Source organism: Streptomyces sp. NBC_00096 (genome assembly GCF_045041305.1).
Classification (GTDB): domain Bacteria; phylum Actinomycetota; class Actinomycetes; order Streptomycetales; family Streptomycetaceae; genus Streptomyces.
This window is the reverse complement of record NZ_CP108221.1, coordinates 7,336,993-7,360,822: the sequence shown is the minus strand read 5'-3', so window position 1 is coordinate 7,360,822 and position 23,830 is coordinate 7,336,993. Positions and strand designations below refer to the sequence as shown.

General features: G+C 72.1%; 29 protein-coding genes. 12 read left to right on the top strand and 17 right to left on the bottom strand.

The annotated features are described in order from the left end of the window. Positions 1 to 127 precede the first annotated feature (127 nt). The 3 genes from OG904_RS32935 (at position 128) to OG904_RS32925 (ending at position 1,211) form a co-directional block, all read left to right on the top strand. On the top strand, positions 128 to 511 hold the full coding sequence (locus OG904_RS32935) for a peptidoglycan-binding protein (protein WP_405497350.1): 384 nt from the start codon (positions 128 to 130) through the stop codon (positions 509 to 511). Between the two features lie 158 nt (positions 512 to 669). Continuing rightward, positions 670 to 975, top strand: coding sequence for a hypothetical protein (locus tag OG904_RS32930; RefSeq protein WP_405497348.1), 306 nt, complete (start codon positions 670 to 672; stop codon positions 973 to 975). After that, entirely contained in the window at positions 972 to 1,211 is a 240-nt protein-coding gene (locus OG904_RS32925) for a hypothetical protein (protein WP_405497346.1), read from the top strand. Before OG904_RS32930 ends, OG904_RS32925 begins: the two co-directional genes overlap by 4 nt. 91 nt (positions 1,212 to 1,302) lie before the next feature. Here the strand turns inward: OG904_RS32925 and OG904_RS32920 are convergent, their stop codons facing one another. Further along, positions 1,303 to 1,716, bottom strand: a complete 414-nt coding sequence (locus OG904_RS32920; RefSeq protein ID WP_405497344.1) for a rodlin — start codon at positions 1,714 to 1,716, stop codon at positions 1,303 to 1,305. Positions 1,717 to 1,917: 201 nt separating this feature from the next. On the opposite strand from OG904_RS32920, the gene OG904_RS32915 reads away from it, so the two are divergent. The 3 genes from OG904_RS32915 to OG904_RS32905 all read left to right on the top strand — a co-directional run bounded on the left by OG904_RS32915 (position 1,918) and on the right by OG904_RS32905 (position 3,575). Then, positions 1,918 to 2,604, top strand: a complete 687-nt coding sequence (locus tag OG904_RS32915) for a DUF4230 domain-containing protein (protein ID WP_405497342.1) — start codon at positions 1,918 to 1,920, stop codon at positions 2,602 to 2,604. 63 nt (positions 2,605 to 2,667) lie between these two features. Further along, positions 2,668 to 3,369: a 2-phosphosulfolactate phosphatase gene (locus OG904_RS32910; protein WP_405497340.1), complete on the top strand. Its 702-nt coding sequence runs from the start codon at positions 2,668 to 2,670 to the stop codon at positions 3,367 to 3,369. Positions 3,370 to 3,389: 20 nt separating this feature from the next. Next, the gene (locus tag OG904_RS32905) at positions 3,390 to 3,575 is read left to right on the top strand and encodes a hypothetical protein (RefSeq protein WP_405497338.1); all 186 of its coding nucleotides are present in this window, start codon (positions 3,390 to 3,392) and stop codon (positions 3,573 to 3,575) included. On the opposite strand, the gene OG904_RS32900 is transcribed toward OG904_RS32905, so the two are convergent. From OG904_RS32900 to OG904_RS32885, 4 genes are all read right to left on the bottom strand, one after another. After that, a complete protein-coding gene (locus OG904_RS32900) occupies positions 3,521 to 4,222 on the bottom strand; it encodes a beta-glucanase (RefSeq protein WP_405497337.1) in 702 nt (233 codons plus the stop codon). The two genes, OG904_RS32905 and OG904_RS32900, sit on opposite strands and share 55 nt — an antisense overlap. Positions 4,223 to 4,317: 95 nt before the next feature. Then, entirely contained in the window at positions 4,318 to 4,932 is a 615-nt protein-coding gene (locus OG904_RS32895) for a hypothetical protein (protein WP_405497335.1), read from the bottom strand. Positions 4,933 to 5,065: 133 nt separating this feature from the next. Further along, on the bottom strand, positions 5,066 to 5,347 hold the full coding sequence (locus OG904_RS32890; RefSeq protein WP_405497334.1) for a hypothetical protein: 282 nt from the start codon (positions 5,345 to 5,347) through the stop codon (positions 5,066 to 5,068). Then, on the bottom strand, positions 5,344 to 5,649 hold the full coding sequence (locus tag OG904_RS32885; RefSeq protein ID WP_405497332.1) for a DUF6247 family protein: 306 nt from the start codon (positions 5,647 to 5,649) through the stop codon (positions 5,344 to 5,346). The genes OG904_RS32890 and OG904_RS32885 overlap by 4 nt, the downstream gene beginning before the upstream one ends. Before the next feature lie 223 nt (positions 5,650 to 5,872). Here OG904_RS32885 and OG904_RS32880 point away from each other — a divergent pair, with 223 nt between their 5' ends. Beyond that, positions 5,873 to 7,480, top strand: a complete 1,608-nt coding sequence (locus OG904_RS32880) for a phospholipase D-like domain-containing protein (RefSeq protein ID WP_405497330.1) — start codon at positions 5,873 to 5,875, stop codon at positions 7,478 to 7,480. A 39-nt stretch (positions 7,481 to 7,519) separates the two neighbouring features. On the opposite strand, the gene OG904_RS32875 is transcribed toward OG904_RS32880, so the two are convergent. Together OG904_RS32875 and OG904_RS32870 are read right to left on the bottom strand one after the other, a co-directional pair. Beyond that, the gene (locus OG904_RS32875; protein WP_405497328.1) at positions 7,520 to 8,242 is read right to left on the bottom strand and encodes a siderophore-interacting protein; all 723 of its coding nucleotides are present in this window, start codon (positions 8,240 to 8,242) and stop codon (positions 7,520 to 7,522) included. Positions 8,243 to 8,442: 200 nt separating this feature from the next. Further along, a complete protein-coding gene (locus OG904_RS32870; RefSeq protein WP_405497326.1) occupies positions 8,443 to 8,961 on the bottom strand; it encodes a nuclear transport factor 2 family protein in 519 nt (172 codons plus the stop codon). Between the two features lie 338 nt (positions 8,962 to 9,299). On the opposite strand from OG904_RS32870, the gene OG904_RS32865 reads away from it, so the two are divergent. After that, positions 9,300 to 9,758, top strand: coding sequence for a GNAT family N-acetyltransferase (locus tag OG904_RS32865; RefSeq protein ID WP_405497324.1), 459 nt, complete (start codon positions 9,300 to 9,302; stop codon positions 9,756 to 9,758). Between the two features lie 25 nt (positions 9,759 to 9,783). Here the strand turns inward: OG904_RS32865 and OG904_RS32860 are convergent, their stop codons facing one another. The 3 genes from OG904_RS32860 to OG904_RS32850 all read right to left on the bottom strand — a co-directional run bounded on the left by OG904_RS32860 (position 9,784) and on the right by OG904_RS32850 (position 13,193). Continuing rightward, positions 9,784 to 10,971, bottom strand: coding sequence for a nitrate/nitrite transporter (locus tag OG904_RS32860; RefSeq protein WP_405497322.1), 1,188 nt, complete (start codon positions 10,969 to 10,971; stop codon positions 9,784 to 9,786). Between the two features lie 100 nt (positions 10,972 to 11,071). Further along, a complete protein-coding gene (locus OG904_RS32855) occupies positions 11,072 to 11,746 on the bottom strand; it encodes an ABC transporter ATP-binding protein (protein ID WP_405497320.1) in 675 nt (224 codons plus the stop codon). 1 nt (position 11,747) lies between these two features. Beyond that, entirely contained in the window at positions 11,748 to 13,193 is a 1,446-nt protein-coding gene (locus OG904_RS32850; RefSeq protein WP_405497318.1) for an ABC transporter permease, read from the bottom strand. A gap of 178 nt (positions 13,194 to 13,371) precedes the next feature. On the opposite strand from OG904_RS32850, the gene OG904_RS32845 reads away from it, so the two are divergent. Continuing rightward, positions 13,372 to 14,034, top strand: coding sequence for a response regulator transcription factor (locus OG904_RS32845; RefSeq protein ID WP_405497316.1), 663 nt, complete (start codon positions 13,372 to 13,374; stop codon positions 14,032 to 14,034). Continuing rightward, positions 14,031 to 15,320 (top strand): sensor histidine kinase, encoded by a 1,290-nt coding sequence (locus OG904_RS32840; RefSeq protein ID WP_405497314.1) that lies wholly within the window; start codon positions 14,031 to 14,033, stop codon positions 15,318 to 15,320. The genes OG904_RS32845 and OG904_RS32840 overlap by 4 nt, the downstream gene beginning before the upstream one ends. Here OG904_RS32840 and OG904_RS32835 read toward each other — a convergent pair. Both OG904_RS32835 and OG904_RS32830 read right to left on the bottom strand, forming a co-directional pair. After that, the gene (locus tag OG904_RS32835) at positions 15,278 to 15,631 is read right to left on the bottom strand and encodes a hypothetical protein (protein ID WP_405497312.1); all 354 of its coding nucleotides are present in this window, start codon (positions 15,629 to 15,631) and stop codon (positions 15,278 to 15,280) included. The genes OG904_RS32840 and OG904_RS32835 overlap by 43 nt on opposite strands. 100 nt (positions 15,632 to 15,731) lie before the next feature. Then, positions 15,732 to 16,136: a hypothetical protein gene (locus OG904_RS32830; protein WP_405497310.1), complete on the bottom strand. Its 405-nt coding sequence runs from the start codon at positions 16,134 to 16,136 to the stop codon at positions 15,732 to 15,734. Positions 16,137 to 16,296: 160 nt separating this feature from the next. Between OG904_RS32830 and OG904_RS32825 the strand changes: the two genes are divergently transcribed. Then, positions 16,297 to 16,962 carry a GNAT family N-acetyltransferase gene (locus OG904_RS32825; protein ID WP_405497308.1) on the top strand — a complete coding sequence of 222 codons (666 nt, stop codon included), beginning with the start codon at positions 16,297 to 16,299 and terminating at the stop codon, positions 16,960 to 16,962. A gap of 27 nt (positions 16,963 to 16,989) precedes the next feature. Here OG904_RS32825 and OG904_RS32820 read toward each other — a convergent pair whose 3' ends face one another. Continuing rightward, a complete protein-coding gene (locus OG904_RS32820) occupies positions 16,990 to 17,610 on the bottom strand; it encodes a TetR/AcrR family transcriptional regulator (RefSeq protein WP_405497306.1) in 621 nt (206 codons plus the stop codon). A gap of 195 nt (positions 17,611 to 17,805) precedes the next feature. Between OG904_RS32820 and OG904_RS32815 the strand changes: the two genes are divergently transcribed. Next, the gene (locus OG904_RS32815) at positions 17,806 to 19,269 is read left to right on the top strand and encodes an MFS transporter (RefSeq protein WP_405497304.1); all 1,464 of its coding nucleotides are present in this window, start codon (positions 17,806 to 17,808) and stop codon (positions 19,267 to 19,269) included. A 364-nt stretch (positions 19,270 to 19,633) separates the two neighbouring features. On the opposite strand, the gene OG904_RS32810 is transcribed toward OG904_RS32815, so the two are convergent. The 4 genes from OG904_RS32810 to OG904_RS32795 all read right to left on the bottom strand — a co-directional run bounded on the left by OG904_RS32810 (position 19,634) and on the right by OG904_RS32795 (position 23,803). Further along, complete coding sequence (locus OG904_RS32810) at positions 19,634 to 19,876, bottom strand: protealysin inhibitor emfourin (protein WP_405497302.1); 243 nt, start codon at positions 19,874 to 19,876, stop codon at positions 19,634 to 19,636. A gap of 246 nt (positions 19,877 to 20,122) precedes the next feature. Continuing rightward, positions 20,123 to 20,956, bottom strand: coding sequence for a phosphatase PAP2 family protein (locus OG904_RS32805; RefSeq protein WP_405497300.1), 834 nt, complete (start codon positions 20,954 to 20,956; stop codon positions 20,123 to 20,125). A gap of 47 nt (positions 20,957 to 21,003) precedes the next feature. Then, on the bottom strand, positions 21,004 to 21,957 hold the full coding sequence (locus OG904_RS32800) for a YihY/virulence factor BrkB family protein (protein WP_405497298.1): 954 nt from the start codon (positions 21,955 to 21,957) through the stop codon (positions 21,004 to 21,006). Between the two features lie 82 nt (positions 21,958 to 22,039). Further along, positions 22,040 to 23,803 carry a diacylglycerol kinase family protein gene (locus OG904_RS32795; RefSeq protein ID WP_405497296.1) on the bottom strand — a complete coding sequence of 588 codons (1,764 nt, stop codon included), beginning with the start codon at positions 23,801 to 23,803 and terminating at the stop codon, positions 22,040 to 22,042. Positions 23,804 to 23,830: the final 27 nt, after the last annotated feature.

The following is a 23,830-nucleotide window of genomic DNA, read 5'->3' as shown; positions in this document are numbered from 1 at the left end:
TCAGGGGGTGGGACGTCCCATGCTGACCCCGGTCTCCGGGCTTGCTGGACGCCGCCGATGTTGGCGCAGGAGAGTCGCTGGGAACACCGGGCCGGATGCCCGGTCGTCGACAACGGAGGAATGCAGCATGAACCTTCGCAAGCAGATCATGGTGACCGTGGCCACGGCCGTCCTCGGCAGCGGACTGGCCTTCGGCGGCGCCGCCAACGCCGCCGGTCCGGCCTCCGCGGCCGCCGCGGACCAGAGCGTTGCCACCACCTGCAACTACTACAGCGGCACCGCGCTCACCAAGACGGGCCAGACCGGTTCGGACGCGGTGAAGCGCATCAAGCAGGTGCAGTGCCTGATCAACCAGAACACGAGCTACCCGACGTGGCTGACGGAGGACGGACAGTTCGGTCAGGCCACCTACGACGCGGTGCGCACCGTACAGGGCAAGGCCAGGATCTCGGTCGACGGGGAGGTAGGGGCCAACACCTGGAGCAAGCTGCGCGCCGGCGTGCGGTGGTAGGGCGCGAAGGGCCTGGTCCGACCGCCCGCGGTTCCCGGCTCCTGCTGACGGCCTCCCTGCCGGTGACCCGGGAGGACACCGGATGGAGGTGACCGGGGCGACGCGGTCACCGTGACCGCGACTCGCGCACTTATTCGAACACCTGATTGAATAAGTGAATGAGGCTCTTCCCTTTCCCCGACGATCTGATCGCACTCCAGCACGAGTGGACGGCCGCCTACCGGCTCCTCGCCGGGCGGCCCCGCCTGGGTACGGCCGCGCTGCGGCGCAGGCTCATAGAGCTGTCGTGCCGGATCAATGTGCACCCGTACTGGGAAGGGTCCGGGTGGTCCACGGCGGGCCGGGTGGAGCTCCGGCGGGCGGCCGAGGCGGCGGCGGGGCTCGGCGGAGCCGGCCGCGGTGGGGCGGACCGGGCCGTCGGCGGTGGGTTCGCGGAGACCGGTTCGCAGGTGGGGTCGCGGTGAACGGGATCCAGTCGTCTGAGTCCCCGCCGGTGATCGTCCATGCGCCGGATGCCGGGGGCGGGCGCCGCGTCCGGTGCGGGGGCCAGGTCCTGGGCCGCGCACTGGGCCCCGGGGACCTGCTGGAGTTCCTGCGGCGGGCGGGCCTGGACCCGGACACCGTCCGCCTGGACGATCCGCTGCTGATCGAATGGCGCGGCGGCGGACCGGATGTCTGGCCCGGCGATCCGGGCGGGTGAACCGGCACCGCTTGCCGAACACCGCTCCGGCCGCGGGCGCTCGTGCGGGCGTCCGCGACCGGGCCCGGGCCCCGAAGGGCCCGGGGTGGGGTCAGCTTCCGGCGGACACGTTGCCGGCCAGGACCGGGATGTTGTCCAGGACGTGCGAGATCGGCTCGTCACCCTTGGCCTGGGTGGAGTTCTCGGCGCACTGCTGGTTCTGCGGGTTGGCCAGGACGTTGACGTCCTGGACGCCCACGTTGGCGATGATGGCCACCAGGGACTGGGCGTTGACCTTGGCCGGCAGGCCGATGCAGGCCTTGTTCAGCGTGCCCTGGACCAGGCTGAGCTGCGGGCTCTGGGCGCCGGTCGTCTTCTGGTTGCCGTAGATCTGCTGGGCACCGTTGCCGTTGACGGAGTTGATCCCGTTGTCGTTGCCGATGGCCATGGCCGGGGCGGCCACGGCGGCGCCCGCGCCGATCGCGGCGGCGGTGGCGGCAGCGGTGACCATCATCTTCTTCAGCATGCTCAGGCAATCCTTCACTGGGAAACGGGGGCGATGCCCCTGGGAGGAACTCGCCCTGGGAACGATCACGAAGCGCAGACGTGGCGGCACTTCACCCGTTTGCGCGGCAGCGACCCGGCGACCGGCGACCTGGCGACCGCCGCACGGTGAGCCGCCGGCCGGATGTGGAATGGCGCCGCGCGGGGCGGGCATCCGCAGGACATGGACAACTCAGCGCACGACGCGGAGCGGAAGTCCGCGCCGCGAAGCGAGCCGCGGCGACTGCCGTGGTGGGGACGGGTCCTCGGCGGGCTGTCGGTGCTGGCGGTCGCCCTGGTGCTGGCGGGCCGTTTCAGCCTGCTGCCCGGCTTCGGCGACCTGTTCCGCGAGGACAGCGTGGACCGCTCGGGGCCGGTGCTGCTCAAGTCCATCCAGGACATGCACCGTTACGAGGGCGCCGCGGGCAACTTCCAGGTCGTGGTCGACCTGGAGAAGGACGCGGCCTTCCTGCCGGACTCCATCCGCGGAACCCGGACCCTCTACGTCGGGGCGGGCTCCGTCAGCGGCTACGTGGACCTGGGCGGGCTCGGCGAGCAGGCCGTCACCGTGAACGAGGAGCGCACCAAGGTCTCGCTCCGCCTGCCCCACGCCGTTCTCGGGACGGCGGCGCTCGACCTGGACCGCTCGTACGCCGTGTCCAAGCAGCGGGGACTGCTGGACCGGCTGGGCGACCTGTTCACCGACAACCCGGTCGGCGAACAGGCCGTACAGCGCCTGGCCGTTCAGCACATCTCGGATGCGGCGCGCGACAGCGGCCTCGTCGAACGCACCGAGAAGAACACCAGCACCATGCTGGAGGGCCTGCTCCACTCCCTGGGCTTCCAGGAGGTCAGCGTCAGCTACGCCTGACGTCGCCGGAGGGGCTGCGACCCGGTCGGAGGTGTCGCAGGCGCATGCGCGATCATGACCCGCATGGACGCTCGTTTCCTCGGCATCGCCGAACTGGCCGAAGTCCCCTCCGTGGCAGTGGTCGTGGACGTCATGCGTGCCTTCACCGTGGCCGCCTGGGCGTTCGCCCGGGGGGCGGAGAAGATCGTGCTCGCCGAGTCCCTGGACGAAGCCCTGGCCCTCAAGGCCCGCCACCCGGATTGGGTGGCGCTCAAGGACGGTCCGGCCGCGCCCGGGTTCGACGCCGTCAACTCGCCGGGCCTGCTGCGGTCCGTTGACCTCGGCGGACGGACCGTGGTGCAGAAGACCACGGCGGGGACGGTCGGTGCCCTCGCGGTCAAGGAGGCGCCGCTGGTGCTGTGCGCGGGCTTCGTGGTGGCGGAGGCCACGGCCCGGCTCCTGCGGGAGCGCGGGGGTGAGGGCGTCACGTTCGTGATCACCGGCGAGGACGGCCGGGCCGACGAGGATCTGGCGTGCGCCCAGTACATCTCCCGGAGGGTCACCGGGGCCGGGACGGACGCCGCCGGATACCTGCGCCGCGCTGCCGGGTCGCGCGCCGCCGCCGAACTGGCGCGGGGGGTGCGTCAGGGGGTCCATCCCGATGACGTCGCGCTCTGCCTCGAGGTGGACCGGTTCCCCTTCGCCATGGTGGCGGCCCCGGAAGGCCCGCTCATGGTCCTACGTCCGCACGGCATGCCCTCACTGACCGACGGCGCCCCGATCTGATCAGGAGGACGCGGATCTCCATGTCTTCGGCATCCCCGGCGCGGGCCGCGTGCCTGGCCATCTGCTACGACGGCTCGTTCCCGGAAACGGTCCGCCAACTCACCTGGTTGGGAGCGGAGATCATCAACCGCCCGTGGTCCCAGCCTGCCCGCTACGGCGAGCGCGTCACCCCGGACCGGTACACCCGCAAGTGCGAGACCTCGTAGGACAGCTCCAGCACCTCGGGCTCCGGCGCCGGGTGGTACCTGCCCGCGGAGACCGAGAGGTTGACGATGAGGTAGGCGTGCCAGCCGCGGCCCACACCCCTGCCGTCGCTGAAGACACGCACGCCGTTGACCCACCAGACGACCGAGCCCTTCCCGAACTCGACCTTCAGGTCGATCCACGCTCCGGGCCGGATCACCGGATCACGGTGGTAGCGGTGCGCCTCCCGGACGTGGTTGGAGAGTTCCAGCAGATCCGGGTTGTCGGGGTGGTACTCGAACACGTCGATCTCCTGGCCGCCGTCGCGCCAGGTCCAAATGGCGGGCCAGGCCCCCCGCCGCACCGGGAGCTTCACCCGGGCCTCCAGCACGTCGCCGGTGCGCACCGCGAAGCCCTCGTCACTGCCTTCGGTGGTGAGCAGTCCGCAGTCCCAGTGGCCGTCGGGGCGCGGCGTCGCCCGGAAGACCCCGCCGCGGCTGTAGGCGGGGTCGGCGACGAGGTGGTCCAGCTTGTTGTCGCCCGGGTTGACCGGGCCGCCGTCGGGATACGCCCACGAGCGGCCGGCGATCCACTGGGTGGGAGAGGTGAAGTCGGCGGTGAAGACGGGTGCGCGGCGCGGGCGCACCATGCTCCACAACCGTTCGGGCATGTCCGAGATCATGACTGTGATGTGCCCGCCAGGAGACACCGCACACTCGAACGGTCACACAACGCAATCAGACGGCTAGTTTGCGGTTCTGAAGGCTACGACGCGGGAGGGGTGAACAGGTGCGCCCGTCGGACTCCGGCCTTGCGCAGTTCGTCGGCCACGATGCGCAGAGCGGTGCGGGCCATGTACGGAAACATCCCGCCCTTGCAGTCCAGATGCACGCAGGGAACCTCTTCGTCGACGGCGACGTAGTTCGGGCTGTAGAGGTCGGTGTCCACCATGACGTCCTCGGCCTCCTCCGGCGGGAATTCGCGGCCGTCCTCGAACGTGCAGGCCAGGCGGCGCCGTGCGGCGGTGAGTGCCGCGATGGCGCCCGCCGGGTCGGTCGACTCGACGGCGATCTCCCAGTGCTGCCGGAACCTGTCGCCGTTGCCCCCCAGGATGCGCAGTGCACCCGGGTCCACCGTGATGCCGCCGGGTTCGCTCTCCGAGACCACGGCCCGCTCCATCCAGAAGGCGCTCTGGAGGGTTTCCAGGGTGGCCTCCGCCACGCGCCAGAGCATCTGCGGGCCCGAACCCCGCACCGCCTCCTCGAACAGGCCACGGGCTCGTTCCCCGTCCCCCAGGTCCAGGACCTGGCACCCGCGCCTGAACGCGGTCTGGGAAGGGTCGTCGACGACAGGGGGCAGGAGGGGCTCATCGGTATCCACGGGCCCATGCCTACCACCCACCGCTGACATCCGGCCGCCGATCCGCCGAATCACCGACAGCACCGATCCGACCGGTCAACTGGCCTGACAGGGACCCGAGATCGCCTTGACCCCGGCATCTGCGGTGCCGGGGTCAGAGTGCTGTCGTGCGCGGCTCTCCGAGCCAGAGGACGTTCAGGACGGACAGGCGGCGCAGGGGCCTGTTGATCCAGTAGGTGAGGGACAGCTGACCGACGGACGCGAGCCGCACGTCCTCGCCCTCGGGATCGTCGGCGTTCCACCGGGAAAAGCCCCAGGGGTCGGCCGCGGCGGCGTCCAGGATGTCCCAGACCGTCTCTTCGGCGTGCTCGGGCAGCATTTCGAGCGCCTTCGCCGCCGGTGCGGAGAAGCGGACCGCGTACGGCAGGCCGGTCACCGGCGCCCGCCCCGCAGCTCCGCCATGTCCACGAAGGCGCTGTCGTCGCAGCCGCCGGCGACGAAGGCGTCCACCGCCGGGGCGGAGCCGAGCCTGGCCTGCCAGACCTGGACGACCTCGTAGAGCGCGGCGAGCGAGAACGTCCGGCGGGACTCCTCCAGCGCGGCCGTCCACTCCTGCTCGAAGGCCGGCACCCACCGTGCGGCACGGCGGTCGGCGCGCAGCTGCGTCAGCAGCTCGGCCGGAGCTCCCGGGGCGGGGGCGTACGGCGTGGCGGAGGTGTCGTAGGGCTGCGCGCTCATGGGCTGTCCTCCCGGAGGGTCGTACCGCCACGGTACGCCCGCCGGACGGTCGTGGATGCCGTGAATGCGGCGGATGCCGTGGATGCGGCGAACGCGTGGCCGGAACTCGCCCTGGACTGATTAACAGATGTCTACCAGCTGGTAACTTGCGCGGGTTGATCAAGCTTGGAGCTCTGGCCGGTCATGCTCCCGGCCAGAGCCACCCCTCAGTCAAGGAACCACATTGGCACGCACCGCCCGTACGACGGCCCTCCTCAGCGCACCGGCCCTCGCACTCGGCTTCTCCCTCGTCGGCGCCACCGCCCCCGCGTTCGCCGCGGACGCGCCCACCCCGCACCTGGACTCGGTGGAGCAGACCCTGCGTCAGGTATCGCCGGGCCTGGAGGGCTCGGTCTGGGAACGCACCTCCGGCAACCGGCTCGGTTCGTCCGCGCCCGGGGGCGCCGACTGGCTGCTCCAGACCCCCGGCTGCTGGGGTGACGCCACCTGCGCCGACCGGCCCGGATCGCGCCGTCTCCTGGAGAAGATGCGCCAGGACATCGCCAATGCCCGGCAGACGGTGGACATATCGACGCTGGCCCCCTTCCCCAACGGCGGCTACCAGGAGGCGATCGTCGCGGGCCTCAGGGAAGCCGCCCAGAAGGGCAACCGGCTCAAGGTGCGCGTCATGGTGGGCGCGGCGCCCATCTACCACTCCACGGTGTTCCCCTCATCCTACCGGGACGAGCTGCTCGCGAAGCTGGGCCAGGCCGCCGCGGGCAACATCACCCTCAACGTGGCCTCCATGACCACCTCGAAGACCGCCTTCTCCTGGAACCACTCCAAGCTGGTCGTGGTGGACGGCAATTCGGTGATCACCGGCGGCATCAACAACTGGAAGGACGACTACCTCGACACCTCCCACCCCGTGAGCGACGTCGACCTGGCACTGTCCGGGCCCGCGGCGGGCTCCGCGGGCCGCTACCTGGACTCCCTGTGGGACTGGACCTGCCGAAACAAGAGCAGCTGGAACTCGGTCTGGTTCGCCGCCTCACCCGGCGCGGACTGCATGGCCTCCCTGCCCCTTCCCACGGCTCCGCAGCGCGAGGGGGACGTGCCCGCGCTCGCCGTCGGTGGTCTCGGCGTGGGCATCCGCCAGAACGACCCCGCCTCCGCCTTCCGCCCGGTCCTGCCCACGGCCGCCGACACCAAGTGCGGGATCGGGGTGCACGACAACACCAATGCCGACCGGGACTACGACACCGTCAACCCGGAGGAGAGCGCCCTGCGCGCCCTGGTCTCCAGCGCGACCTCGCACATCGAGATCTCCCAGCAGGACATGCAGGCCACCTGCCCGCCGCTGCCCCGCTACGACGTGCGCCTCTACGACACCCTCGCCGCGAAGCTCGTCTCCGGTGTGAAGGTGCGCATCGTCGTCGGCGACCCGGCGAACCGCGGCGCGGTCGGCAGCGGCGGCTACTCGCAGATCAAGTCGCTCTCCGAGGTGAGCGACGCCCTGCGCGGCCGGGTGACGAACCTGACCGGTGACGGCGCCCGGGCGCGGACGGCCCTGTGCGAGAACCTCCAGCTGGCCACGTTCCGCGCTTCCGACCGGCCGACCTGGGCGGACGGCAAGCCCTACGCCCAGCACCACAAGGTGGTCTCGGTCGACGGTTCGGCCTTCTACCTCGGCTCCAAGAACCTGTACCCGTCCTGGCTGCAGGACTTCGGCTACGTCGTCGAGAGCCCGGCCGCGGCCGCACAGCTGAAGAGCGACCTGCTGGACCCGCAGTGGCGGTACTCCCAGACCACCGCGACGTACGACTACACCCGCGGCCTCTGCCAGGGCTGACGGCCCCGCCCCGCCGGACCCGCCCGACGACGGCGCTCCTCACTCCATCCCGGTCTTGCCCGGGGTCCAGAACGGCTTCGTGACCACGGACCGCCGGGGCCAGCCGCGTTCGCGGACCAGGTGGTCGCGGACGAGCTGGACCGTGCGCGCCTCGCCCGCCACGTACCCGACCCCGGGCTCGTCGGGCAGGTCGAGGGCGCGCACCGCGTCCACGAGCACGGCGGAGGAGACCGGGGACGCGTCGCCCCGGACCACGAAGGCGAGTTCACCGGCACGGTGGAGCGGAAGCCGGGCCCCGGCGGTCGCCGTCTCCACCGCGCCGTACACCCTGCTGTCCGCCGGTACGGCGGCCAGCAGGGCGCCGAGGGCCACGGAGGCCGTCTCCTCTCCGGCGAACAGGTGGTACGGCGCGTCCGGGCGCAGCGTGAACGACCCTTCCGGGCCACGGAACCGGACGGCCTGCCCGGGGCGCGCGGCCCGCGCCCACCGGGCGCCGGGGCCCGCGCCCAGGTGGTCCAGTACGCACAGGTCGAGCGCGCCGAGCTCCGGGTCGAACCGCCACACGGAGTAGGTGCGCAGATCGCCGAGGCGGGCGCGCAGGGAGGAGGCGCCGGGATCTCCGGTGAAGACGCGGAGCTGCTGGCCCGGGGTGCAGGTCAGTGCGCGCAGCCCCTCCCCGGCCACCCGGATCCGGGTCATGCCGGCGGCGATCGGCTCGGTCTCGGTGATGAGGCCCTCGACGGACAGGCGGTCGAGGATCATCCGTCCGACGCCGCGTGAGCGGGCTTTGCGTACAGGGGTGTCGCGTGGGGCGGCCAAGGGGTCGGTCCCTTCCGTGTGCGTCGTCCGACCGGACAGTCTTCATGTCGCGACGCGCGGCATCGAGGCTGGGAAAATAAGTCGTACGACGCACCTTCCGCAAGTGCCCGGCACCTGAAGGCGGAACCCCCGCGAACGGTCCGTCAGCCGGTGGGCGGGGTCCAGTCGGCGGGCAGGCCGGACTGGGCGAGGACGGTGGCCAGGCTGTAGTGGTCCTGGTCGGATGTGATCAGGCAGTGGTTCCTGTCGAGGTCGAGGACGGTGGTCATCGGCACGGCGAAGGGCTTGGGCGCGCCCTTGAGGTGGCCGGAGTAGACGGCCCGGACGGTGACGCGGTCGCCGTCGAGGCGGGACGCACGGACCGTGACGTGGACGTTGCCGATGAGGTTGTCGGCGCGTGCCTTCCAGCCGGAGATCTCCTCGCGGCCCCGGAAGGTGACGGCGATGGCCTCGTCGGTGTAGGTGCCGTCGGCGGTGAACAGCGCTCCGAGGGACCGGGGGTCCGTGCCGTTCCAGGCGCCGGCCCAGGCGGTGACGATCCTGGGCGGCCGCCCGCTGGAGTCCGCGGCATGGGCGGCGGTCGCGGTGGTCGCGGTGGCGCAGAGGGCAGCGGTGGCGGCCAGTACGGTCATGGCACGGGCGGGACGGGAGGTCGAGGGCATGGGGATGTTCCTTGTCGTCTGCATGTGTGCGTATTCGCGTGTCTGCGTATTCGCGTGTCTGCGTATTCGCGTATTCGCGTGTCTGCGACGGTCTGCGTGTCCGCAACCGTCATGGCACACAGACTCGTGTCATGCGGTGTCCACTCTCCAGGCCCGGACACCCCGGGGAGTGCCCATCCCTGTCCACACTTGTCCACACCGCCCTGTGACCACGGCACGGCTACCTTCCGCAGCGGCGCGTCAGGATCCCGATTTCGACATTCCGGTGCTGCCCGGGCACGGCCGGACCAGGCATGATCCTTCGCGAGGGGCCGTTCCCGACGAGGAAAGTACGCATCATGTCGAAAACCATCACAGTCCGCGGGGTCCGCGACGGGGACTTCCCGCAGTGGCGCACGCTGTACCGCGGCTACGCGGACTTCTACCGGGTCGAGCAGACCGAGGAAGCCGCCGAACGCGTGTGGGCCTGGGTGAACGACCCCTCCCACGAGGTGAACGTCCTCGTCGCCGAGGACGGTGACGGCCGGCTGATCGGCCTCGCCCACTACCGCCCGTTCGCCCGACCCCTGTCGGCCACCACCGGCTGCTACCTGGACGACCTGTTCGTCGACCCCGCCCACCGCGGCTCAGGGGCCGCGGACCGGCTGCTCGCAGTCTTGCGCGAGATCGCCGCCGAACGCGGCTGGAGCGTGGTCCGCTGGATCACCGCCGACGACAACCACCGCGCCCGGGCCAAGTACGACCAGGTGGCCACCCGCACCATGTGGGTCACGTACGACATGGCACCGGACCGCTGAACCCGCGCGGGCCGGTCCCGTCACCTCACCGGCTGGTGCGCAGGGTGCGCATGCGGCCGTAGGCGTACACGCACCCTGCCAGCGCGAGGTCGGACAGCAGCATGAAGCCGATCGAGTACGAGCCCTTGGCGCTGTAGATGCCGCCCATGACCAGGGGCGGGACGAACCCGCCGAGACCTCCCACGGCGCCGACGATGCCGGTGACGCTGCCCACCTGGGGTTGCGGTGTGACCTGCGAGACCAGGGCGAAGACGCTCCCGCCGGCGGTACCGAGCCCGGCTGCCATCATCAGCATCGCGATGGTGGCAGCCGGGACGAGCGGTGGGTCGAACGCCTGGACCACGGCGAACAGGGCCACGGCGGCCAGCGCGGCGGCGGTGACGACAGCCGGGTGGAACCTGTCCGAGAGGCGGCCGCCGATGGGCCGGAAGACCACGGTGACCAGGGCGAAGCCGGCGGCCCTGGTGCCCGCGTCGGTCGGCGGGAGTTCGTACCAGGTCTTGAGGTAGGTGGGCAGGTAGACGCCGAACGCGACGACGCCGCCGAAGCCGATGGCGTACAGGGCGGACAGCTCCCAGGTGACCCGCAGCCGGGCGGCCCGGCCGAGCCGGGCGGAGAGCGAGGCGGTGGGTACGGCCCGGTCGGGGCGGTCCGTGATCAGGACGGCGGCCAGCGCCGCGTACCCCGCGAGCGCGGCGGCCACCACGAGGAACGGCAGGTTCTCGCCGTGAGCGGCGATGCGCGGGGTGAAGTAGCCGGACAGCGCGACGCCTCCGGTACCCATGCCGAACACGCCGAGCGCGAAGCCCCGCCGGTCCGGCGGGAACCATGAATTGACGAGGGGGACGCCGATCGCGAACGTCGTGCCGCCGAGGCCCAGCAGCAGGGCGACCACGAGGAGGAGGACGTAGTCGTCCTTCACGGGGATCAGCAGCAGCACCGGAACGACGGTGAGCGCGGACACCAGCGGCAGCATCAGCTTCGCACCGTAGCGGTCGGTGAGCGCACCCGCGGGGATCCGCCCCACGGAACCGACCAGGACCGGGATCGCGACGAGCAGCGACTGCTGGAAGGAACTGAGGTTCAGCCGGTCCTTGTACCCGGTGGCCAGTGGGGCGATCAGGTCCCAGGCCCAGAAGGTGAGCGTGAACCCGAGCGTGGCCACGATCAGATTGCGGTACGCGGCGGCGGAGGGGCGCTGGTCGGTGTCCACGCCCCCAGTCAAGACACCGGACGGCCCCGTCGGCGCGCTGGACTGCGCCGTACGGGGCCGCCCGGGCCGGGTGGCCCCTGGCCGGGCCGGCCCCCTACGGTCACACGGTCACGAGCTTGCCCCGCTTCAGCTGCAGGACCTCGTCGCAGGCGTTCGCGACCTCCCGCGAGTGGGTCACCAGGATCACGCACTTGCCCTCGTCGTGGGCCAGCCTCCGGAACACCTCGATGATGTCGGCGGCCGTCTCGTGGTCGAGGCTGCCGGTGGGTTCGTCGGCGCAGAGGACGTCCACCTCGCAGGCCAGGGCCCGGGCGATGGCGACGCGCTGCTGCTGGCCGCCGGAGAGCTGGAGCGTGCGGCGGTTCTGGTCGGCCCGCTCGATGCCGAGGAGGTCGAGGAGTTCGGTGGCGCGCCGCTTCCTGTTGACGCCCTTCACTCCGGTGATCTCCATCGCGGAGGTGATGTTCTGCACGGCGGTCATGTAGGTGAGGAGGTTCAGCGACTGGAAGACCGTGGCCACGTGCCGGTTGCGGTACCGGCCCAGGCCCAGCCGGGCCACGTCCTGGCCCTGGAAGCGGACGCTGCCCGTGGTGGGCGAGTCGAGTCCGCTGGCAAGGGAGAGGAGGGTGGTCTTGCCGCTGCCGGAGGGGCCGATCACCGCGTACATCCGGCCGGCCTCGAAAGCGTAGTTGACGCCCTTGAGGACGGTGCGCCTGCGGTTTCCGCTCTGGTAGGCGCGGCTGAGGTCACTGAGTTCGAGGATCGGGGTGGTCACGTCAGTCGCCCTTCGTCAGGATGTCGCGCGGGTTGAGGCGCAGTACGCGGGCGCCGGGGACGAGCGTGGCGAGGACCGCGATGCCGAGGCCGGTGGCGCCGACCTTGCCCAAGTCGGCGGGGCCGAGCCGGATGTCCATCGTGTCGATGGGCTCGACCTGTGGTTCGTCGCTCCTGTTCGCGCCGCCGGTGGGGTCGGAGGGGTCGGGCTTGTTCGCTTCGTTCGCGGCCTGGTCGTTGGCGGAGGACACCTCGCCGGAGAGCAGTCGGTCGCCGATGGCCTGGGAGAGGAGCTGGCTGCCCGCGGCGGCGAAGCCGATCGCCAGGACCGCACAGGCGACCACCTCGACCAGGTGCTGGCCGAGCAGCTTGGGCTTCTTCTCGCCGAGGGAGAGCAGGATGCCCAGCTCCTTGCGGCGTTCGCGCAGGTTGGAGGCGATGATCAGGGCGAGGATGACGGTACCGGCGACGGCGACCAGCCAGACCGTGAGGGAGGCGAAGTCGGCCGTCTTGCCGATCGGGCCGACCAGGGTCTTGTACTGCTTGTCGTTGACGGTCAGCGGGAAGATCTTGAGGTCGGCTCCGGCCGCCTTCGCGTCCTCCTTCAGCTCGTCCAGGTCGCCGGGGTCGCGCAGGGTGAAGGTGGCCTGCTTCAGGACGCCGCCGTCGGCGGCCGGTTCCTTGCCGTCGAGGCGGGTCGCGCCGTCCGGAGTGACGTAGATCTGGTTCGAGGGGGCCGCCATCGGCGGGACGTACGAGCGGGGGTCGGGGATGCCGTTGGTGTAGATGCCGCCGATGGTGAAGTCCGTCTCCTTGGTGCCGAGGCGGCCGTCGGGATTCTGGATGTTGGCGTTGAGCTTGACCTTGTCGCCGACCTTGAGGTTGTTGTCCCTGGCCACCCGCTCCTCGATGACGACGACGTCGTTCTTGGTGTCCGGCTTGATGCCGGAGCCGGCGATGATCTTGGAATCGCCGTTGCGGAACGCCGAGACCGAGTCCAGGTCACGGACGCCGTCCGCCTTGAAGAAGTCCACTCCGCCGCTGTCCTGGCCGGCCGGCGCCGGAACCGGCTGGTGGAGCTTGACCTGGCCCGTGGGGGCCGCGACTCCGTCCTTCGAGTAGTTGCACCGCGCCACCACCGAGGACTTGCAGATCTTGTCCACCAGGCCGCGGCTCAGGTCGCCCTCGGCTCCGATCATGCCGCCCTGCCCCGACCCCGGGTCCGGTTTCTGCGACTTCCCGGAGTTGATGAGGGCGTTCAGGTCCAGCTGCATGGTGGCCACGGCGCCCACGCTGCTCTTCGCCGACTCGGCGGCACGCGCCGCCGCCGACTGGATCAGGAACCCGGACAGGACCAGGGTGCAGATGACGAAGAAGAGCCCCACCAGCATCACCGTCTTGCCCAGCTGGCCCCACAGCCGCCACCAGGCTCGTTTGAACAGATTCATGGACGTCACGCTACGAAGGCCGTGTTTTGAGCGGTGTATGCGATTTCCGGCAGCGCCCGGTGTCTCATACACGGATCAAATGTGCCGTTTGATAAGACGGATCCGGTACGAGGTCGATACCGGTGGCGGAGTAGGGGAAATGCCCCGGTGAATTAATGAAAAGAAAAGGTTGTCGCGCGTGCGCGTGCTGGTGGTGGAGGACGAGCAGTACATGGCACGGGCCCTGGAGATGGGTCTGCGCCGGGAGGCCATCGCGGTGGACGTGGTGCACGACGGGGCGACGGCCCTGGAGCGGGTGGCCGTCTACGACTACGACGCCGTGGTCCTGGACCGCGATCTGCCCGGGGTGCACGGTGACGAGGTGTGCCGCCGGATCGTCAGGATGCGGCTCGGGTGCCGGGTGCTGATGCTGACCGCCGCCGGGCGCCTCGGGGACAAGGTCGAGGGCCTGGGGCTGGGCGCCGACGACTATCTGGCCAAGCCCTTCGACTTTCCCGAACTGGTCGCCCGGCTGAGAGCCCTGTACCGGCGCAGCCCGATGGTGCACGCGCCGGTCCTCACCTTTGCCGACATCGAATTCGACACCCACCGCCAGCGGGTCAGCCGCGGGGGCGGCGAGATCCGGCTCACCCGCAAGGAACTGGCCGTACTGGAGCTCCTGATGCGCGCCGAGGGCGGGGTGCTCAGCGCCCAGTACCTCCTCGACAAGGCCTGGGACGCGCACACCGACCCCCTCACCAACGCGGCCCGCCTCGTCGTGCACACCCTGCGCAAGAAGCTCGGCGAACCGCAGCTGGTGCACACCGCGATCAGCGCCGGCTACTACCTGGGGACCGAATGAGGCGGCGCCCGGCGCGCAGGCCCGCACGGCGGTCGCTGAGCATCCACGGCCGGCTCTTCCTCGGTTTCGCGGGCGCGCTCGGGCTGTGCGGCGCGCTGATGGTCACGATCATCTACGTCGGCATGCGCTTCGTCCCGACCTACGACCTCACCAGGACCGTGGAGGTCCCGGCCGGCTCCGTGCCTCCGCGGGTCTGCACCCCGCCCGGGACCACCCCTCCGCTCCCGGGGGACATCGCGTGCCCGACGCCCGGCGAGGGACAGATGACAGAGGGACACAGGGCCGACGGCCTGAAGACCGGCGCCCCCGCGGACATCACCACGAAGGAGGAGGTGTGGTCCACCGTCCTCACCTTCTCGATCGGCGGGGTGCTCCTGGTGATGGCCCTCGGCCTCGGCGCCGGGTGGATCCTCTCCAAACGGCTGCTCGCCCCGCTGCACACCATCAGCGAGGCGGCGGCGAGGGCCGCGAACGGCAATCTGCGGGACCGGATCAACGCCGGGGGGCCCGCGGACGAGCTCAAGCAGCTGGCGGACACCTTCGACGGCATGCTGGCCCGTCTGGAGGAGTCCTTCGCCGCGCACCAGAGGTTCGCCGCGAACGCCTCGCACGAGCTGCTCACCCCGCTGGCCACCACCCGGACCCTGCTCCAGGTCGCGGGCGACGACCCCACGGGCGAGGAGTTCGCGGAGCTCGTCCCGATGCTGTGGGAGACCAACGAACGCAACATCCACGTCGTACGGGCGCTGCTCGACCTGGCCACCGCGGACCGGGCGGCGCCCTTCGACCCCGGTCCGGTGGACGTCTCGGTGCTCGTGGTCCGGGTCGTCGCCGAACGGGCCGGGCGGGCGGCCTCGTACGGGATCCGCATCGAGACGGAGATCGAGGCGGACTGCGAGGTCACCGGAAACGCCACGCTGCTGCGGCAGTTGCTGCTGAACCTGCTCGACAACGCCCTCACCCACAACGTCGCCGGCGGCTCGGTGCATCTGGCCGTCCACCGGGAGGAGGGTGTGGTGGTCGAGGTCGACAACACCGGCCCGCACGTGGAAGAGGAGGTCGTGGACCGGCTCTTCGAGCCCTTCTACCGGGCCCGGTCCCGGGTCAGCAGCGACCGGACCGGGCACGGGCTCGGCCTGGCGATCGTCCGGTCGATCGTCACGGCCCACCACGGCACGGTCACCGCCACGGCGAACCCGGGCGGCGGCCTCACCGCCCGCATCGAGTTGCCACCCGGCCCGTCTCAGCGGAACTCGTGTACCACCCGGATCTCGCCGACCAGGTGAGCGTTGAACTCGTCCAGCTCCTCAGCCGGCACCCACAGCTCCAGGATCGTCCGCCCGCCGGCCTGCTGGACGGGGTACCGGCTCAGGAACCCCGACTCGACCTCGAAGCGGGTGACGAATCCGACGCCGCTGTGCTTGACGTTCCAGTCCCTCGCGATCTTGATCGCGTAGTCCTCGTTGAGGACCGGGTAGAAGATCGGCTGCTCGGGGAGACGAGGGGGCCAGGCACGCCAGTTCAGCTCTCGGACCAGGGCCAGCTCTTCGGGGCCGGTCGGGCGCCACAGGGTCGTCGTTGCTCGCTGGCTGGGCATGTGCGTCGCTCTCTGGATGCGGGAGGCCGCTGGTACGGCTGTTCTGCGACCGGACGATACCGGCGGCGGGGGTGCATCAGCCATGCGGTTTCCGTGCCCGTCAGCTGGGCGGGCGGTCCTCGGTGCGGGTGCTCGCGGTGGTCTGCCCGGGCGGCCAGGTGCCGTGCTCGATGAGGTGGGCCACCGCGTGGCCGGCGGCGTCGAGGGTGACCGTGTCCCGGTCGGCGTGGCTGCCGGTCCGGCCGTCGGGCAGCGCGTACCCGCCGGAGGAGCCTTCGGCGCGCGGATCCGCGAGATGCTCGCCGGGGTCGCCTTCCCCGTCCAGCAACGTGACCTTCGCACGTTCGCCGTTGGTGACGACGCCCAGGAGCCGCCCCGTGCCGCTCTCGAACCAGGTTTCCGGGTTGCCCCAGTCCAGCCGGTGGCGGAGCAAGTGCCGGGCCTCGGCACCGGCGTAGGCGTGGTCGGCGGAGCCTCGCAGGTGCCAGCGGTCAGCGGTGGTCAAGGTGCTCCTGCCTCGGTCTGGACGGTGTGTGGAGAGGTGCGGGTGTCCATTGTCGCGCGCCCGCGGGGCCCGGGCCGCAGAGGCCGCCGCCGGGTGGTTCGTGCGGCGTGTCCGGCCCGTGCGCCGGGGGCGGCCCGGGCTCGCTGCCTAGCGTGGCCCCATGAGCACACGTCCAGCACTGCCGTTCGCCGGGTACGGGATCCGGTCGGCCCGGCCCGGGGAGGCCGGGGCGATCGCCGCGCTCCTGGCCCGCGCCTTCGCCGACGACCCGGTCATGGCGTGGATGATCCCCGGCGCCACCGGCCGGGAACGCCGGATCGCCCGCTACTTCAGGCTGGCCCAGCGCCGGCAGCGGCCCCGCGCGGGCGGTGTCCGGGTCGCCGCGACCGGTGAAGGGCGGCTGCTGGCGGCCGCGTTGTGGTCGGAGCCCGGGCGCTGGAAGACCTCCGCGGTACAGGACCTGACGGCGCTCCCCCGGTACGCCGGCGTCTTCGGACTCCGTGGGCTGCCACGGGCCGGGGAGGTCCAGAACGCCATGCACGAGGCCCATCCGGACACACCGCACTGGTACCTGCCGTCCGTGGGGACGGAGCCGGGGCTCCAGGGGACGGGCGTCGGTTCGGCGCTGCTGCACCAGCAGCTGGCCGACTGCGACCGCCTCGGTCAGCCCGCCTACCTGGAGTCCAGCAAGCCGGCCAACGTGCCCTTCTACGAACGGCTGGGCTTCCGCGTCACCGGTGAGCTCCGCCTCCCGGAGGGCGGGCCGACCGTCCGGCCCATGTGGCGCGACCCCGCTCCCGCGGACCTGCCGGCGACCGGCCGGTAGGCGCCGCCCCCGTCGGGGAGGCGTAGATCACCGGGGCTGCGGTCGGCGCAGGAGCGCAGGCGCCGGGTGGGGCAGGGGGCTGGCGGCAGCGGGGTTGAGGCCGTCCAGGACCAGGGTCACGTAGCGCCGCCAGCCGTCTTCGGCCGGATCCATGGTCCACAGGACGCTGACGAGCATGCTCATGATCCTCTTCAGATCGTCGGGCACGAGGTCGGCGCGGATCACCCCGGCCTGCTGACCCCGCGTCACCAGCGGGTCGAGCGCGTCGAAGAAGCGGGCGCTGGTCTCCGCGGAGAAGACTCCGGCGTTCCGGGCCGCCGTCAGCACGTGGTGCTCGTCGGCCGCCGAGGTCAGGGCGGCTTCGATCACGACGCTCAGACCGTGGCGGGGGTCCTCGTCCGCGAGCGCGCGGTCGATGGCGGGGATGACGTCCTGGGTGAACTGCTGGTCGAGTACCGCTCGAAGGAGGGCGGCCTTGTCCGGGAACCGGCGGAAGAGCGTGGCGATCCCCACGCCGGCCCGCCTGGCGATCTCGTCGAGCGGCGCATCGGGCCCCACCTCGGCATATACGTCTCGTGCCGCCCGGACGATCTTCTCGATGTTGCGGGCGGCGTCCGCTCGCAGAGGTTTGGGAGTGTCGGTCGGCACGCTGCCGACAATAGCAACTGATAGTCGACGATCGGATCTGGTTGACACGCCGCGCGCCGCGAACTGATAGTTGACTACTGCTTGTGGTGTGCACCGACCTCGTACCCACTCGCTGCCGGGCAGTCCCCTCAGCACCTCGCGCACTCCGTGCCGTCCGGCCGGCCGGACCTTCGACCTACGCCTCTAGGACTCTCCATGCCACAGTCCCCCACGGCCACCACCCGCACCGGAAGGGTGATCGCGACGCTCGCCCTCGCGGGTGTCGCCGCGGCCGTCATGCAGACGCTGGTCACTCCGCTGCTGACCGACCTGCCGAACATCCTGCACACGTCCCACTCCAACGCGGCCTGGGTCGTCACCGCCACCCTGCTCGTCGCGGGCGTGTGCGTCCCCATCAGCGGCCGCCTCGGCGACATGGTCGGCAAGCGCCGCATGCTGCTGGCCTGTTGCGTGCCGCTGATCGCCGGATCCGTGGTGTGCGCCCTGTCCGGCAGCGTCATACCCATGATCGTCGGGCGCGGCCTGCAGGGCATCGGCATGGGCATGATCCCGCTGGGCATCGCCCTGCTCCGGGACATCCTCCCCGCCGAGAAGCTCAGTTCCTCCATCGCCCTGGTGAGCGCCTCCATGGGCATCGGCGGCGGGATCGGCCTGCCGCTCTCCGCGGCCGTCGCGCAGTACGCGAACTGGCGCTTCCTGTTCTGGGGAGCCGCGGCGCTCGCGGCCGTGGTCGCCGTCATGATCGTGGCCTTCGTGCCCGACGTCCCCGCCGCGGCGAAGGGCCAGCGCTTCGACGTGATCGGCGCGCTGGGCCTCGCGGCAGGCCTGGTGTGCCTGCTGCTCTCCGTGTCGAAGGGCGCCGACTGGGGCTGGGGCTCGGCGACCACCCTCGGCCTGATCACCGCCGCCCTGGCGGTCCTCGCCGCCTGGGGCTGGTTCGAATGGCGCACCACCGACCCGCTGGTGGACCTGCGCACGACGGTCCGTCCGCGCGTCCTGCTGACCAACCTCGCCTCGGTCTTCATCGGCTTCGGCATGTACGCGAGCATGCTGGTCGTCCCGCAGCTGCTCCAGTTCCCCGCCTCCACCGGCTACGGCCTGGGCCAGTCGATGGTGGCGGCCGGGCTGTGGATGCTCCCCGGCGGGCTGATGATGATGGCCGTCTCCCCCCTCGGGGGCAAGCTCACCAATGCCCGCGGCCCGAAGGTCACCCTCGTCTGCGGAGCGCTCCTGCTGGCCGCGGGCTACGGCGCCGCGCTCCTGCTGGCCGGAACCGCCCCCGGCCTGATGGTCGCCGCCATGGTCATCAACAGCGGTGTCGCCCTCGCCTACGGCGCCATGCCCGCCCTGATCATGAGCGCGGTGCCGCTTGCGGAGACCGGGGCGGCCAACGGTTTCAACGCCCTCATGCGCTCCCTGGGCACCTCCGTCGGCGCCGCCGTCGTCGGTGTCGTGCTGGCCCGGATGACCACCACGGCCGGCGGCGTCACCTTCACCTCCGAGTCCGGCTTCCGGACCGGACTGCTGATGGGCGGCGGGTTCGCCCTGCTGTCCGGAGCCGTCGCCGCCCTCATCCCCGCGCTCCGGCCGGAACGGCTCGAGCTCCGGGAGTCCTCGGGGCCCGCGACCGAGTCCGCCCACACCACCGTCAGCAAGTAGCGTCCGCGCTCGGCACACCGCCCGGAGCCGCTTCCCGGCGGCTCCATCGGCTCAGTGAGGTGCCGCGGCGGAGGCCGTACGGCCCGAGATCCGCTCCAGCGACCGGCTCAGGTCGGCCGCGAACCGGTTGTCGGCAAGGATCCGGCGCCCGCCCGGGCCGGCGCTAGCGGGTGACGGCCCGCACGGCGGCGGCGACGGAATGCGGCCGGGGCCGGGGTACGGCCCCGTCGCAGCCAGATGGCCGGACCGTACCCCGGTACCGGGCTCCTACCCGTCCGGCCCGCTCCCATGGCCCCGGACCGGGCCCGTTGTCGCGGGCGGCGATGTGATCACCCCGGACACCGGGCCCGGGCGGGCGCCGGGGTCAGGCCATTTCGCCGAGGACCGCGCGGATGAGTTCGCGCTGGTCGCCGGTCAGGCCCATCTCCTCGAGAACGAGTTCCTGGCCGTCGACCGTGATCCGGTAGTGGAAGCCGTCCGCCACGGGCGGCATGACGCGTCGCGCCAGGTCCTCCCATGCCGCGGCGTCCTGCCGGACAGAGGTGTCGATCTTCCGCACTTTGCCCACGCCGGCAAAGCCTCCCGAGCGACTGACGGTGATCAGCATGGTCGTACTCCTTCGCAAGCCGGATCTTCCCTCACGGGACCGCGCACCGGCCGTTCGGTCACGGACTCGGACTCGGGCACTGACGGCCACGGCCCCGTGAGGCTCTGGGCGCACCTGCCCCCCGATCCGGCGGTCATCCCCCACCGGGGACCCGACGTGACGCCAACGGCTCGATTTCACCGGTGTCTGGCCGACGACGGGCGGCAGGACGGGCGGACGGCAGGAACCGCGTGCAGTACTCCCCTCTCAGGCCCCTCCCCCGTCCCCGCCGGTCGCGGGCGCCTCGGGCTCGGGTCCGGTGAGCTCCGGTTCCAGGCCCCCGGCCACCGGGGTACGGCGCCGTCCGGTGTCGGCCCGCCAGGCCTCGAAGGCCAGTGTCGTCGCGGTGACCACCGCGAGGCCCAGCAGCCAGCCGCCCACGACGTCGCTGACCCAGTGGACCCCCAGCGCGACCCGGGTGCAGCCGACGCCGACCGTGGTGACGAGCGCGAGCACCCAGGGCAGCGGCCGCCAGGCCCGGGGGACCACGGGCAGCAGGACCAGCAGCAGGACCGCGCACGAGGTCGTCGCCGTCATGGCGTGGCCGGAGGGGAAGGAGAAGCCGGGCGCGTGGGCGACCGGATCGGCGAGATGCGGCCGTGCCCTTTCGACCGCGCTCTTGACCAGGAGCCCGGTCAGGCCGCCCGCGACCGCCGTGGCCGATGCCCAGGCCGCCAGCCGCCAGGCGCCCCGGGTCATGAGCCAGGCCACGAGTACGGCCACCGCGAGGCGCAGGGTCACCGGGTCCCACACGAAGTCCGAGAGGAAGCGCAGGAGTTCCACCCAGCCCGGGTGGGCGAGCGCGGTGCCGTGGAGGCGTTCGGCCGCGGTCCGGTCCAGGTGGTGCAGCGGAGGCCACTGCGACTCCACGAGGACCAGGGCCAGCGCGAACGGCACGGCCGCCACGGCCGTCGCGACCGAGGCGAGCACGAGCCTCGCGCCGAAGGCGGCGTCGGGACCGGCGTGCCGCGGGAGCAGCCTCCGTAGCGGACCGCGTGGGCCTGGCGGCCGTTGCCGGGGACGTTCCGTGCGCCGTGCCATGGTGGCGGCTCCCTCTCGTGTGCGGTGGTGGTGCTGCGGCCGGGCGGTCAGACTCCGGGATCGTCCGTGATCGGCTCCCGCACCCCCGCCCGTACGGCTTCCAGCTGCGCGGCGAAGGAGAGCCCGAGGAAGAGCGCCACGGAGGTGAGGTAGGACCAGAGCAGCAGCGACACGATCGCGCTGAGGGGTCCGTAGACGCTGGTGAACGAGCTGCTCTCGCCGATGTACAGGCTCAGGCCCCAGGTCGCCAGGTTCCACAGCACGAGGTGGACGACGGCCCCGAAGGCCAGCCAGGTGTAGCCGGGCTGGCGCCGGCGCGGGGAGCGGCGGAAGATCGCGCTGGTGGCGAGGACGGCGAACAGCACGCCGACGGGCCAGCGCACGAGTTCCCAGATCCGCACGGTGTCGGGAGAGAGCCGGTAGACCTCGGCCAGCGCGCGGGTCAGGTGGGTGCCCAGCACGGTCAGGGTGAAGCTGAGCCCCAGCGGGAATCCCGCGAGGGCCGCCATCACCAGGCCCCGGGTGTACTTGGCGAGGAAGGGCCGGTCCCGCTCGTTGCCGTAGATGCGGTTGGCGCCCCGCTCGACCTGGCAGAGGGCGGTGGTGACGTTGACGAGGGAGAACAGCAGTCCCAGCCAGAGGGCGGCCTGGCCCCCGTCGCCCGCGTGGCGTCTGCTCTCGCTGAGCGCGTCGTCCACCACGCCCTGGCCGGGGCCGCTGGTGAGCCCGCGGATGGTCAGCTCGGCCACGCGGCCCACGTCCTCGGTGTGCAGCACGCCGGACAGGCCGACGGCGGCGATGGCCAGCGGGACTATGGACAGTACGGTCTGCAGGGCGAGGGCCCGGGCGTGGCTGAAGCCGTCGGCGTAGCGGAAGCGCACGAAGGAGTCGCGCGCGAGGCTCCAGCCGCCGTAGCGGCGCAGCGCGGTCCACGCTTCGTCGGCCGACAGTTCCTCACCGCGCACGTCGTGCCGCTGCGGTACCCGTCGTGCGGTGCCCATGGTGTTCCTGCCTTCTCGTGGAGCCTGCGAAGCTTTCGGCCGGCCGGAGTCCGGGGGCCGGCGGTCCGTGCGTACCGCGGGCTCAGGACGCCGGTCCGGGAGCTTGCGGGAGGCACGCGCCGCTGTCTGCGGCGGCGGTGGCCCCGGGCTGCCGCGGGGTGGTGGGTGCCCCGGGTGCGCGGGGCAGGCAGACCCTCAGGGCGCCCGGTTCGATCTCCGCGGTGAGGCGGACGCCGTCCCGCACGGCATCGCCGTCGAGTTCGCGCGGCTGCGGTACGGCGCAGCGGATCTCGATCCGGGTGGCGCTGAAGTACTCGAGCGCGCCCCCGGCTTCGCTGCGGCCGCCCGGGGCCGCGGCCGGCCCGGGGGCTGTCTGCCCGGGGGCCTGCCCGCGGCGCCGCAGGACGCGCTTCGCCAGGTGACCGGCCGCGGCGAACCATCCCGCGGCGCCCCGCGGGTCGAACAGCACCACTTCCAGGCGTCCGCTGTCCGGCCTCGCCTCCGGCAGGAGCGGGAGGCCGCCCTGGAGGGTGCCGACGTTGCCGATGACCACCATGCGGGCCCGGCGTCGCCGGGTGCGGCCCCCGTCGACGCGGACCGTCAGGCGCATGCCGGGATCCCCCAGGTGCCGCAGGGCCGACAGGACGTACGCGGCCCAGCCCATCCGTGACTTGAGCCGCGGGGAGGTGTCCCGGACCATCGCGGCGTCGAAGCCGGCGCCCGCCATGACGGTGAACCGCGTCGGCGGGAGGCCGTCGCCCCGGACCCGGCCGACGTCGATCCCGAAGGTTCCACCGCCCAGGGACTCGTCCAGGGCGAGGGCCGGATCCATCGGGAGGCCCAGGTTCCGGGCGAGGAGGTTCCCGGTGCCGCAGGGCACGACCGCCAGCGGGATGCGGCTGCCGGCCAGGACTTCGGCGCAGGCGCGCAGGGTGCCGTCGCCGCCGCACACCACGACGAGGGCCGGGCGGAGGGTGGCGAGCTCCCCGGCCAGGGTGCCGCAGGGCCGTTCGGCGGAGGTCAGGATCCACCGCGGGTCGCGGTGGCCGTGGTCGCGGAGCACGGTGCGGACCCGGTCGGCGAGCTCGTCCGGGCAGCCGTGCGGGTGTCGCACCACGATGACCGGACCGCCGCTGCGGGGCGCGGGCGCCGGGCCGGACCGCTCGGCGCGGGCGGGTTCCGCAGTGGACCGCCTCCCGTACAGCAGCGCGAACCCGGTGATCAGCAAGGTCGCCGCACCGTTGAGCAGGCCGCCGGCCACGTCGCTGGGGTAGTGCATGCCCCGGTACATCCGCGACAGTGCGACGGCCGGCGGGACCAGCAGCAGGCAACCCGCGACCGCGTGGCGCCAGGGGCCCCGCAGGCGCAGCACGGCGATCACCGCCAGCCCTCCGTAGAGCGCGAGGGACGCGCCGACGTGCCCGGAGGGGAAGCTGGAGGTCGGCGGCGCGGCGTCCAGGTGGGCAACCGCGGGACGCGGCCGGTCCACCCAGGCCGTCACCACGAGGAAGACCGCCGACTGCGCGGCCACCGAGGCCCCCAGGAACAGCGCCTCGGCCCGGCGCGGGACGCGGGGGACCAGGAGGAGGGCGAGGACGCAGAAGAGGGTCACGCCGACGACGGCCTGCGTACCGGCGAGCGCGGAGAACCAGTCCGTGACGGCGGTGGCGGTCGCACCGCGGCGCTCCGCCAGCGCCGGGTCGGCCGAACCCTCTGCCGACAGCGGCCAGTGCCGGGCGGCCGGGCCGGTGACCAGCCTTCCCAGGCAGACCATCAGGGCCGCCTGGACGGGAAGGAGCAGGAGCGGCCAGGCGCCGCGCACGGAAGAACCGCAACTTCGCTTCATGAGGGGACTTCTGGCCCGTCACGGCCG

Excerpts from the sequence above, each read along its gene's own strand:
- OG904_RS32840 (WP_405497314.1), top strand. The coding sequence starts at position 14,031 with ATGAGGCGGCGCCCGGCGCGCAGGCCCGCACGGCGGTCGCTGAGCATC.
- OG904_RS32850 (WP_405497318.1), bottom strand. The coding sequence starts at position 13,193 with ATGAATCTGTTCAAACGAGCCTGGTGGCGGCTGTGGGGCCAGCTGGGC.
- OG904_RS32900 (WP_405497337.1), bottom strand. The coding sequence starts at position 4,222 with ATGCCCGAACGGTTGTGGAGCATGGTGCGCCCGCGCCGCGCACCCGTC.
- OG904_RS32810 (WP_405497302.1), bottom strand. The coding sequence starts at position 19,876 with ATGCTGATCACCGTCAGTCGCTCGGGAGGCTTTGCCGGCGTGGGCAAA.
- OG904_RS32800 (WP_405497298.1), bottom strand. The coding sequence starts at position 21,957 with ATGGGCACCGCACGACGGGTACCGCAGCGGCACGACGTGCGCGGTGAG.
- OG904_RS32835 (WP_405497312.1), bottom strand. The coding sequence starts at position 15,631 with ATGCCCAGCCAGCGAGCAACGACGACCCTGTGGCGCCCGACCGGCCCC.
- OG904_RS32875 (WP_405497328.1), bottom strand. The coding sequence starts at position 8,242 with ATGATCCTCGACCGCCTGTCCGTCGAGGGCCTCATCACCGAGACCGAG.
- OG904_RS32885 (WP_405497332.1), bottom strand. The coding sequence starts at position 5,649 with ATGAGCGCGCAGCCCTACGACACCTCCGCCACGCCGTACGCCCCCGCC.
- OG904_RS32805 (WP_405497300.1), bottom strand. The coding sequence starts at position 20,956 with ATGGCACGGCGCACGGAACGTCCCCGGCAACGGCCGCCAGGCCCACGC.
- OG904_RS32935 (WP_405497350.1), top strand. The coding sequence starts at position 128 with ATGAACCTTCGCAAGCAGATCATGGTGACCGTGGCCACGGCCGTCCTC.
- OG904_RS32915 (WP_405497342.1), top strand. The coding sequence starts at position 1,918 with ATGGACAACTCAGCGCACGACGCGGAGCGGAAGTCCGCGCCGCGAAGC.
- OG904_RS32865 (WP_405497324.1), top strand. The coding sequence starts at position 9,300 with ATGTCGAAAACCATCACAGTCCGCGGGGTCCGCGACGGGGACTTCCCG.
- OG904_RS32920 (WP_405497344.1), bottom strand. The coding sequence starts at position 1,716 with ATGCTGAAGAAGATGATGGTCACCGCTGCCGCCACCGCCGCCGCGATC.
- OG904_RS32870 (WP_405497326.1), bottom strand. The coding sequence starts at position 8,961 with ATGCCCTCGACCTCCCGTCCCGCCCGTGCCATGACCGTACTGGCCGCC.
- OG904_RS32910 (WP_405497340.1), top strand. The coding sequence starts at position 2,668 with ATGGACGCTCGTTTCCTCGGCATCGCCGAACTGGCCGAAGTCCCCTCC.
- OG904_RS32795 (WP_405497296.1), bottom strand. The coding sequence starts at position 23,803 with ATGAAGCGAAGTTGCGGTTCTTCCGTGCGCGGCGCCTGGCCGCTCCTG.
- OG904_RS32930 (WP_405497348.1), top strand. The coding sequence starts at position 670 with ATGAGGCTCTTCCCTTTCCCCGACGATCTGATCGCACTCCAGCACGAG.
- OG904_RS32815 (WP_405497304.1), top strand. The coding sequence starts at position 17,806 with ATGCCACAGTCCCCCACGGCCACCACCCGCACCGGAAGGGTGATCGCG.
- OG904_RS32905 (WP_405497338.1), top strand. The coding sequence starts at position 3,390 with ATGTCTTCGGCATCCCCGGCGCGGGCCGCGTGCCTGGCCATCTGCTAC.
- OG904_RS32825 (WP_405497308.1), top strand. The coding sequence starts at position 16,297 with ATGAGCACACGTCCAGCACTGCCGTTCGCCGGGTACGGGATCCGGTCG.